This window comes from Methylophilus sp. (assembly GCF_035460085.1).
Lineage (GTDB): Bacteria > Pseudomonadota > Gammaproteobacteria > Burkholderiales > Methylophilaceae > Methylophilus.
In genome coordinates this window covers 1-10,433 of the sequence record NZ_DATHWZ010000013.1, presented here as the reverse complement: position 1 = coordinate 10,433, position 10,433 = coordinate 1, and the positions used below count along the sequence as shown (strand labels likewise).

General features: G+C 50.7%; 11 protein-coding genes. 2 read left to right on the top strand and 9 right to left on the bottom strand.

All coding sequences use genetic code 11. The features are described 5' to 3' along the window. Together VK958_RS02135 and VK958_RS02130 are read right to left on the bottom strand one after the other, a co-directional pair. Positions 1 to 776: SbmA/BacA-like family transporter (locus VK958_RS02135; protein ID WP_325238640.1), on the bottom strand; the 776-nt coding region annotated here is incomplete at its 3' end. A 148-nt stretch (positions 777 to 924) separates the two neighbouring features. Next, complete coding sequence (locus tag VK958_RS02130; RefSeq protein ID WP_325238639.1) at positions 925 to 1,275, bottom strand: hypothetical protein; 351 nt, start codon at positions 1,273 to 1,275, stop codon at positions 925 to 927. Between the two features lie 207 nt (positions 1,276 to 1,482). On the opposite strand from VK958_RS02130, the gene VK958_RS02125 reads away from it, so the two are divergent. Together VK958_RS02125 and VK958_RS02120 are read left to right on the top strand one after the other, a co-directional pair. Next, positions 1,483 to 2,505 carry a trypsin-like peptidase domain-containing protein gene (locus VK958_RS02125; RefSeq protein ID WP_325238638.1) on the top strand — a complete coding sequence of 341 codons (1,023 nt, stop codon included), beginning with the start codon at positions 1,483 to 1,485 and terminating at the stop codon, positions 2,503 to 2,505. 87 nt (positions 2,506 to 2,592) lie between these two features. Further along, entirely contained in the window at positions 2,593 to 3,216 is a 624-nt protein-coding gene (locus VK958_RS02120; protein WP_325238637.1) for a nucleotidyltransferase family protein, read from the top strand. A 26-nt stretch (positions 3,217 to 3,242) separates the two neighbouring features. On the opposite strand, the gene VK958_RS02115 is transcribed toward VK958_RS02120, so the two are convergent. The 7 genes from VK958_RS02115 to VK958_RS02085 all read right to left on the bottom strand — a co-directional run bounded on the left by VK958_RS02115 (position 3,243) and on the right by VK958_RS02085 (position 10,076). Beyond that, entirely contained in the window at positions 3,243 to 4,226 is a 984-nt protein-coding gene (locus VK958_RS02115) for an XdhC family protein (protein ID WP_325238636.1), read from the bottom strand. Further along, positions 4,226 to 6,388, bottom strand: coding sequence for a xanthine dehydrogenase family protein molybdopterin-binding subunit (locus VK958_RS02110; RefSeq protein ID WP_325238635.1), 2,163 nt, complete (start codon positions 6,386 to 6,388; stop codon positions 4,226 to 4,228). Before VK958_RS02110 ends, VK958_RS02115 begins: the two co-directional genes overlap by 1 nt. 11 nt (positions 6,389 to 6,399) lie before the next feature. Beyond that, the gene (locus VK958_RS02105; RefSeq protein ID WP_055830245.1) at positions 6,400 to 6,855 is read right to left on the bottom strand and encodes a (2Fe-2S)-binding protein; all 456 of its coding nucleotides are present in this window, start codon (positions 6,853 to 6,855) and stop codon (positions 6,400 to 6,402) included. A gap of 283 nt (positions 6,856 to 7,138) precedes the next feature. Further along, positions 7,139 to 7,558: a DUF6691 family protein gene (locus VK958_RS02100; protein WP_325238634.1), complete on the bottom strand. Its 420-nt coding sequence runs from the start codon at positions 7,556 to 7,558 to the stop codon at positions 7,139 to 7,141. An 11-nt stretch (positions 7,559 to 7,569) separates the two neighbouring features. Further along, positions 7,570 to 7,992 (bottom strand): YeeE/YedE family protein, encoded by a 423-nt coding sequence (locus VK958_RS02095; protein ID WP_325238633.1) that lies wholly within the window; start codon positions 7,990 to 7,992, stop codon positions 7,570 to 7,572. Positions 7,993 to 8,050: 58 nt separating this feature from the next. Next, positions 8,051 to 8,272 (bottom strand): hypothetical protein, encoded by a 222-nt coding sequence (locus VK958_RS02090; RefSeq protein ID WP_325238632.1) that lies wholly within the window; start codon positions 8,270 to 8,272, stop codon positions 8,051 to 8,053. Positions 8,273 to 8,492: 220 nt separating this feature from the next. Further along, positions 8,493 to 10,076 carry a Na+/H+ antiporter gene (locus VK958_RS02085; protein WP_325238631.1) on the bottom strand — a complete coding sequence of 528 codons (1,584 nt, stop codon included), beginning with the start codon at positions 10,074 to 10,076 and terminating at the stop codon, positions 8,493 to 8,495. Between the last annotated feature and the right edge of the window lie 357 nt (positions 10,077 to 10,433).

The following is a 10,433-nucleotide window of genomic DNA, read 5'->3' as shown; positions in this document are numbered from 1 at the left end:
AATAGCGTCCCGAAGACCGACCAGGCAATCGCGGCAGTGAACAACGGCGCAGGCACCGCCCCAAACACCGGTAACTCACTGACGTAAGATGACAGGCTCCACAATACAGGCAGGAAAGCCACCAGTGTCATGATGGCCTCTACCATAGATACGCCCAAGCCTTCCATAATGGTAGCGAAACGCATGGTGTCTTCCTGCACACGTTGTGAAGCACCTTCAATCTTGCGCACTTGCGGCCATTGGCTGACGTAAAACTCATTCATCGCCGTACGCCAGCGGAAGATATAGTGGCTGACAAAGAAACGCGTGATCACATAGATAAAAATCGCAACGAACGCAATCTCGGCAAACTGCAACATCAGCGTATACAGTTCAGCGGTAGTGACTTTTGAATTCGGCGACAATGCAGCTTGCACGCCATCAAAGAAGGGCCGGCGCCAGTTGTTGATTGCAACTGATACCTGCACTGAATAGTAGGTAGAAAAAAGGATAAATGCAGAACCAAGAATCGACCACCACTGCCAGCGGCTCGGCTTCAAGGTGAACCAGACCAGGGCAAAGATGGCGACACTGACCGCATAATAGACGTAAAACAGTTTGAAAGGATCGGTGACAAAATGGCCAAGGCCGATCACAGGTTCTTTCTCAGCCATATTCAGGCCAAACGTGGTGCCAATCGCTGTAGAAAACTGAAACCACACTCCGCAGCAAATCACCGCCCATAAAATAACAGAAGGCCAGAACCAGCGGGAATCAGGGAAAAAGGATTTGAACATGGTGTTTTCTTTATGAATTTTTTTGCCAGTGTATTGCCTCTGACAGTTAGCCGCAAGAAGAATGACCTTTAAACACCTTTATAAAAAATGCTGACAAGAAAAAAGCCTCACGAGGAGGCTTTTGGAGGATCAACTCTATTCACTTTTACTAGCTACGATACCCGCGGAAGCAACAATCAACCGGCGCTGATTTTGCCTTCACCAACTGTGTGTGTGGCATTTTTGCGTTTGAGTGGCGAGTATTGTGCATACGTTTTTTGGCCACAGCAGGTTCTCTCTCAGCTTTAGTCTCAGTAGTAACCTCATTTTGGTTGTTATCGGCGACTTTAATCATGTCAACGGCTTGCGTACTGCCAATGCGGCTGGATTGATCGCCAACCACTTTTTGCGGCTTTTCATTTACTTCTGCCGGTGCGTGACCTTCAAACGTCATCATAATCACAGCCAAAACGTTGGCAAAAATCATCTTCGGAACCATGTAGGATTTTGAATTGTGCATCTTGAATAACTCTTATTTATTACTTGAAGTGAAATGGTAGAGGTGCCATGGTGTAGTCTTAAGAAGGATAAGTCCGATTTGCCTGTAAGAATTCCCTTACGCAGGATGGCTAAAAATTAACTATTTAAGAGGCAGTAACAAAACGTTTATAAAATAAAGCAGTCATAAAAACTCACAGGCTGTATTCATCGGATTACGGGGACTTGCATGAAATCAATCGTGGCGCTTTTATGTTTGACTATGGGCATGAATATCACTGGCGCACACGCCCAGCCGGATATCGTGGATACACTGGAGCTAGGGCATTCTATTGTCATGGTCACTACCGATATGCCCGATGGTTCCAATGGGCGTGGTTCCGGCGTGGTTGTCAGCCCGGAATATGTTGCCACCAATTGCCATGTCATTGCCAACAGCAATGGTGCCAATATCGCCAAGTTCCGCGATGGATACCAGCCAACCGCATTGAAGGCTAATTGGCGCCGTGATTTATGCCTGCTTAAATTCAGCCCATTACCTTTTAAACCTGTGCCGATGCGCGAGAGCAAAACGCTTAAATATGAAGAAGAAGTATTTACGTTGAGCTTCCCCGCTGGGTCACCGGTACCGCAACCTTCTTACGGTACGATCAAAGGCATCTACCCCTATGATGGCAGCCAGATTGTGCGTTCGAGTGCTTCTTTTGCGATGGGCTCCAGCGGCGGCGCCCTGTTTGACCAGAATTTCAATTTAATTGGCCTGACCACCTTCAAAAGCCCGGGTCATCATGCCTTTTTCTATAGTCTGCCCGTAGAGTGGATTAAAGAATTGATGGAAACGCCGGAGGTGGTGTCATTGAAAACGATGGAAGTACCTTTCTGGGCATTGCCTATCACAGAAAGGCCATATTTCATGCAAGTGGTCATTCCTTACCAGAACGAGGAATGGGCAAACCTGAAAACCATTGCCAGCCAGTGGACGACCAAAGAACCAGAATCGGCAGACGCCTGGTATTTTTTAGGACTGGCTGAAGAAGGGTTAATGGAGCTGGCACAAGCCGAAAAAGATTTCAAAAAAGCTTATGCCATTAATGCGCGCGACCTGGACGCAATGCTGGCCTTGTCGCGAATTGCCTTTGTGCAAAAAAACCTCAATGCGCTGGAGTTATTGCAACCTGCCGTCTCGTCACTGGACCAGGCGCAGGGTGAGCTGATTGCACAGCAAATCACAAAGCTCAAGCAAACGAATTAACTAACACTTAAATTTCTCTACCCCAGGCAAAACACTATGCTTATCTATTGGCTCTCATCCCATGGCCAACAATGATAAGGTTGAATAATGAATAAGAAAAAAGATACAACTGAAGCAGTTGCGCATCCTGGCATTGTGGGCATTTTGCTGGCTGCCGGGTTTTCACGCCGGTTTGGTGCGCAGGATAAATTAATGCATACCCTCAATACCGGATTAACAGTGGCTGGAGCTTCTGCACAGGCGCTGCGGCAAGCTTTACCGAATTCTGTCGCGGTAGTGCGTGAGGAAAACCTGGCTTTGCAAGGCATGTTGGCAGCACTTGGTTATCATGTAGCGCTGAGCAAGCATGAAAATGCAGAGATGGCTGACAATCTTAAACTGGGGGTAATGGCCGCACAATCCAAATTCCCTCAGGCCTCGGGTTTTGTCATCGCACTGGCCGATATGCCTTTCATCCAGCCACAAACCATCACAAAAATTGCGGATCAATTATTGACAGCCGCCATTGTGCAACCCGTTTTCAATGGTAAACCAGGGCATCCGGTAGGTTTCTCGCAGCGGTTTACGGACGCGCTGCTGACAATTCAAGGAGATCAGGGCGCGCGCGAAATTCTGCTTGCGCATAAAGATGAGATATTGTTACTTCCTTGTAACGATGAAGGCATTTTGCGGGATATAGATACTATGGCTGATCTGCCTGGCCAGGCTTGAACGACCAACCTCCAGGCGAGCAATCTTCAGGCAACTGCACGACCAATATCTACAGTCTGGATACCTGCCTGCTGTACCTGCGAGCGTTCCTGAATCAACTCAGCCAAGATAGATACCGCGATTTCAGCGGGTGTACGACTGCCAATCCGCAGGCCAACCGGGCCGTGTAGTCGGTTGACTTCCTGCTCACTTAAATCAAACGTACGCAGACGCTGTTTACGTTTTTCCTGGTTTTTCACCGAGCCTAAAGCGCCTATATAAAATGCTTCAGATTTGAGTGCCTCCAATAAGGCCATATCGTCCAGTTTGGGATCATGGGTGACCGCAACAATCGCAGTATGCGGGTCTGGGGCAATCTCAAGCACCACGTCATCCGGCATACCTGGCAACCAGTCGGCGCCTTCCACATGCCATTCCTCGCGCATCTCTTCACGCGGATCACAAATCATGACATGAAAATCAAGCGCTTGTGCCATAGCAGCCAAGACCGAGCCAAGCTGGTTTGCGCCTATAATCAGCAAACGCCATTGCGGGCCAAAATAACTATGGAACCAGTCGTTTTCCAGGCGAGGCTGCCCTTCCGGCAATACATATTGCTGACGGATTTCGCCGGTTGGCAAATGCACCGAACGTTTCAGCAAACGACGTTGCGCCAGGCTTTCCAGCATGGGTTCCAGTTGCGAGGCATCATTAAGCGGTTCGGAAAATATCTTGATCTGGCCGCCACACGGTATACCGAACCGTTGCGCCTCGGCCTGATTAACGCCATATTCCATTATGGCTGGCTGTGCGGGTAGCTCTTGATGCTTGGCCTTATCGGCTAAATCATCTTCGATACAACCGCCGGACACCGAACCGACCAGGTGTCCGTCTTCACGCACCACCAGGATGGCACCAGGCAACCTGGGGGCAGAACCCCAGGTTTGTATCACGATGAACAAATGCGCACGATAGCCTTGTTGCAACCAGTCACTGGCGCGTTGCAGCACTTCCTGATCAGAAGATTGCATCAGGCTAACTGATCCCCGATTGGCAGGCGGCGTATGCGTTTGCCGGTCGCTGCAAACACGGCATTAGCCACCGCAGGTGCCAGTGGTGGCACGCCAGGTTCACCCACCCCCCCCATTTTCTCGTGACTTTTCACAATGTGCACTTCTACTCTAGGCATATCTTTCATGCGCAACACCTGGTAATCATGAAAGTTGGATTGCGCGACATTGCCGTCCTTGAAACTGATCTCGCTGGTCAAGGCTGCGCCCAGCGCATAGGCGACTGACGACTCCATCTGTGCTTGCACACCATCCGGATTCACTGCCAGTCCACAATCAATGGCCACCACTACGCGATGCACCTTGACTTCACCTTCTTTGACGGAGACTTCCGCCACTTGTGCCACATAGCTGCCGAAGGATTCGTGCACCGCAATACCGCGGAATACGCCGGCAGGCAATGACTTGCCCCAGCTGGCCTTATCCGCAGCCAGGTTGAGGGCCGCCAGGTGACGTGGATGATCTTTCAATAGCTGACGACGGTAGGCAAGCGGATCCTGTTTAGCCGCGTGCGCCAGTTCGTCGATCAGGCTTTCCATCACAAAACCGGAATGGCTATGGCCTACCGAGCGCCACCACAATACCGGGATATCACTTTGTACGGAATGCAGGTGCACCTGGTGATTGGCAGTGCCTTTGACATAAGGTGAATCGGCAACGCCTTCTACCGAAGTCGCATCAATACCATCCTTGATCATGACACCCTCAAACGGGGTGCCTTTGATAATGGACTGGCCCACCAGTGTGTGTTGCCATGACAATGGCTTACCCTGTTTATCCAGCGCGATACTGGCGCGGTGCAGGAACATCGGGCGGTAAAAACCACCCTTGATATCATCTTCACGGCTCCACACAGTTTTCACCGGCATATTCGCTGCCTTGGCGACTTCCACTGCTTCAGAAACAAAGTCTGCGCGCGGATTGGCCCGACGGCCAAAGCCGCCACCGAGGAATTGCGTATGGATTTTCACCTGTTCCGGTTTCAGGCCCAGGATTTTGGCGGCTGACGCCTGGTCAGTGGTTTGCATCTGGGTTCCGGTCCATATCTCGCAACCATCCCCTGAGATTTTCACTGCACAATTGAGTGGCTCCATAGGCGCATGCGAAAGAAACGGCAGCACGTATTCAGCGCTCACGGTTTGCGTAGCCTTTTTGCTGGCACTGGCAATATCCCCTGCCTTGGCCGCCTGCGTACCAGGCTTCTGTGCCAATGCCTGATATTGCTTGAGCAATTGTGCAGTATCCGGCCGTTCATGCGCCGCTTCGTCCCACACCAGTTTCAGTGCTTCACGGCCCTGCTTGGCAGCCCAGTAATTATCGGCGATCACCGCGGCACCAGTAGGCACTTGCACCACTTTAATGACGCCGGGGATTTTGCGGGTAGCACTGTCATCATAGGATTTGAGTTTGGTGCCAAACACTGGCGCACGCGCCACCATGGCGATTTTCAGGCCATCAAACTGCACATCCTGGCCGAACTTGGCGGTGCCGTTGATCTTGTCGGCGCTATCCAGGCGTTTGGTTGGTTTGCCTATGTATTTCCATTGTTCCGGTTTTTTCAGCGCGACGTTTTTCGGTGTTTCCAGCTCGCTGGCCGTTTCTACCAGCTGCCCATAGCTTAATTTCTGCGTGCCATTGATGACATAGCCATTTTCAGTGCGCAAACCCTCTACGGGCACTTTCCACTGTTTGGCTGCCGCCTGCAGCAACAATGCGCGGGTTAACGCGCCTGCCTGGCGGTACCGCTCAAACTCTGACCAGGTGGTAGAAGATCCCCCGGTGATCTGGATGCCATACGCGGTATGCACATAAGAAGGCGCTGCAGGTGCATGCTCAACCTTGATATTGCTCCAGTCGGCATCAAGTTCATCGGCAATCAGCATAGGCAATGTGGTCCAGATGCCCTGCCCCATTTCACTGTGGGCCAGCATCACGGTAATACTATCGTCTTTACCAATTCGCAAAAATGCATTCGGCGCTGGCAATGTCAGTGCTTCAGCGGCATTGGCCACGCCCATAAACCGTTTGGCTTGCGGAATACTGAATGCCACCACAAGACCACCCGCGACCAGGGCAGTGCTTTTGATAAATCCACGGCGGGAGAGATTAATCATATCGTTCATGTGGTCTCTCCTTAAGCCAGTTTTTCGGCAGCTTCGTGAATCGCTGCACGGATACGTTGATAAGTACCGCAACGGCAGATATTGCCGCTCATGGCGGCATCGATATCGGCATCATTGGGTTTCGGGTTTTGCCTGAGCAAAGAAGTGGCAGACATGATCTGGCCAGATTGGCAATATCCACATTGCACCACATCAATTTTCTGCCAGGCAGTCTGCACCGCCTTGCCCACTTTATCTTCCTGCATGGCTTCGATAGTTGTGATCTTTTTGCCAACGGCAGCGCTCACCGGCGTCACACATGAGCGGATAGCCTGCCCATCCAGGTGCACGGTACAGGCCCCACACATCGCCATCCCGCAACCAAATTTGGTGCCGGTCAGTCCGGCGACATCGCGAATAGCCCACAAAATGGGCATATCATCGCTGACTTTCAGTTCTGTTTCTTTGCCATTGATATTCAGTTTCATCAGGTAAGTTCCTTGGTATCTGACTTAAGGCCACAGATATGCGGCTGGTGCGCGAAACCCTGCGGCGGGGTCTCATCTTTATCGAAAACATCCTAACATACATGAGTGTATGTATGAATAGTCTAGGTATGACTTGTGGGAAATTTAATAGTGTTAAAAAAGCTTTTATTTTGCAATAAAGGCATCTATATGCATCCGGTTTTAGCACGAAAGCTATCGCGGCAATTCTATTTTGGTCTGGGTGAGTACTGAATCTACTGTGAAAAGCCGCTTTGATTTTTAATTACAACCACCTCAATTTAGTCGCCAGGGTATACAACCCCATTCCAGCCAGCATACTGGCGACGAATAGCCAGACCGGACTGCCGCCGATCAAGACTGCGGCAACTGCGGGGCCGGGACAAAAACCGGCCAGGCCCCAGCCAATACCAAATAACACCGCACCTATCACTAAAGGTTGATCAATATTTGTACGCTCAGGCAAATCGATAGAAAAACCCAGCACGCTCCACTTTCGCTGTTTGGCCTCGCGAAATGCAAAAAAGCCAACGGCAATCGCACCTATCATGACAAACGCCAGTGAAGGGTCCCAGTCACCGGCAATATCCAGGAAGCCTAATACTTTAGCCGGGTTGGTCATGCCGCCAATGATCAGGCCTAAGCCGAACACCAGCCCTGCTAATAATGCGATCAAGTTCGCCATGCAGGATTTCCTTAAGAATTCAATAAGTGGCGGGTGACCCACACCACAACAATAGCCACCAGCATGAATGTGAGTGTGGCGACCAGTGAACGTAATGACAATCGCGACAAGCCGCACACGCCGTGCCCGCTGGTGCAACCTGACCCCAGGCGCGTGCCGAAACCCACCAGCAACCCGGACACAATCAGTAACGGTAAGCCAGCTTCAATCTGCATGGCCGGTAATGGCGAGAATAGTTGGTAGAGTAACGGGGAAACCAGCAGGCCAATCACAAATGCCAGCCGCCAGCCAAGGTCAGCGGGTTTGCTTGACCAGAGTTGCCCGACAATGCTGCTGATGCCGGCGACTTTACCCAGCCAGCGTATTAATAACAGGGTGGAAAAACCAATCAGCAACCCGCCGACCAGCGATTGCCAAGGGGTAAATGTGGTCATAGCTCAGATCTCAGTCATGAGTATTGTCGTGATTGGCTGTAACTTGGGAAAGCCAGCGCTAATCTTCTTCGTCAGTGGTATCCAGATTAGACCTGAATTTGCTGGTGTTACATTCAAAACCGGCTTTTTCCAGCAAGAGGCGATATTCACAATCCGGCAAATGGCCTTCCAGTCGACCGTTGATTTTAGTAGTCTCCTGTTTGCAGAATGCGCAACGATAACGATGTGCATGCCCTTCAAAATGCTCTTGCGGATAATCAATATAAAAATTCTTTTTCATCACCGTCTCCTAACCCTATAGTCACTCTATGCTACGCCGGGTTTTGCGTGCCGACAATATGTAAACCCAGCAGAAGCAATTTATGGCGAATGCTGCATTAAGCCCTTATTTTAAGCACCGCTGAATTCCCTTGTAGGATCAGTGCGTTACGGCTTTCACCCACAGCTCACCTTAAAAGTTATCCACAAAAAATGTGGATTCACGCCTGATTGCTCTAAAACTAGCCGCGGGTATGCAAGGCTGCAATTTCCTGGATGTCCAGGTCGCGCTCCATCATATGCAGCAGCTCATCATGAATCTGGCCTGAGCGATGCAACTTGAGCAACTCTTCGCGCCCTGCCGCCACCGCCGCGAGCACCACATTAAAATGCGCTTTACGCACATCTTCTGGCAGCGTATGCGCGTCTTTCAAGGTATGCGATAAATGGGCCCGGTATCCATATTGTTCCAGCAAGCGCGGGTGAATTACTTTTCCGGATTCATCGTGTGCCAGCGCTTTCACCACCGCAAATTGGGCTGCTTCCAGCTTGGCCCAGGTTTGCGGCTCGTTTAAATAGACCTGCTCATTGGCCGTGTGTTTAATATCCAGCACGCGAATCAGCCAGCCTATGGTGGTCCCCTGAAACAGCACCGTCACTAAAATAACGGCGAACGCGGAAAGTAGCATCAGGTCGCGACCGGGCACTTGCGCCGGTACTGCCAACGCGGCCGCCAGCGTCACCACGCCACGCATACCCGCCCAGCTTTTGACAAATGATTCGCGCCAATTGGTCTGCAAATGCGGCTTGTGCGATTGATGTTTAAACAAGCTGGCAAGGCCATCCACTGCAAATATCCAGACGAACCGCGAAATGATGACCGCAGCCAACACCAGCAATACCTCGATACTATAAGCACCCCACGACTTCTCGGCATGCTCGATCCGTTCCCATACCCCGCGCAGGGAAAGTCCAATCAGGATAAACACCAGCGATTCCAGAATAAAAATCATAATGTCCCAGAAAGCACTGCCGCGCCTGCGGGCGGTGGCGGTCATGATTTCGTGCTGATACCAGCCCAGTATCATGCCGTAAGTCACAGTGGCAATCACGCCGGACACTTCAAGGTATTCGCCAACCACATAACAGATCCATCCCGGCAGCGCTGAAGCCAGAATCATGAGTGAAGTATCTTCCAGATAGCGGAGCAGTTTGTAAACCAGGTATCCAAACACCGCCCCCAGCAACACACCGCCTATACTCAGCCATACAAATTCTACCAACGCACTTTGCATGGAAAAAATGCCCGTCAGTATCACTGCGATGGAAAACTTGTATAGCACCAGGCCAGTGGCATCATTGAGCAGGCTTTCGCCTTCCAGCAATACCAGCAACTTGCGTGGCAGCGCTACCCGCTGCAACACGGCTTTGGCGGCAATCGCATCCGGTGGGGACACAATCGCGCCCAGCGCAAAACATGCGGCCCAGGGCAGGCCCGGGTTGAATGCATGCAAAGCGAGGCCTACCACCAGTGTAGTGAATAACACAGCCCCTATTGCGAGTAACAGGATGCCCGAGAGATGACGGCGGAATTCATGCCAGACCGTGAAATAAGCACCTTCCATTAGCAATGGCGGTAGAAAGACTACCAGCACCAGGGCAGGATCAATCTCGAACGCAGGCAACCCGGGAAAAAAGGCAATGACGGCACCGCCGACTAGCTGGGCAACGGCGGGTGGCAAGCGCAACCTTTTTGCCACTAGTTCAAGGCCGATGATGGCAACTAAAAAGAAAAGAATCAGGTTGAAATAGAATTCGTTGCTCATAATGTTTCGATTTTGAAAAACTGCTGTTGGCACAATGACACAGTTATAGATATTACAATTAATTTTAGGATTTTTGGTTGGCGTTCAGTCGTCGTTGTCATAGCTATATTGTGGAGTAGGTGTTGATAGTTGTCGGCTTTGGAAACAATCTGTATTTCTAAATTGGGTTTGAGGCAAGAGACTATTTAAATATATGTGATATCCCTTTTTCGCCACTCGGCGAGTAACTTTTCTTTGCTTGCCCAAAGAATAAGTAACCAAAAGAAAGGGCACCCTAGCTTCCGCTTAATTCCTGCGTTGCTCATCAACGTGGGCGTCCAACGAAACTCGCCCTGACAAGCCACACACACCGTGGCT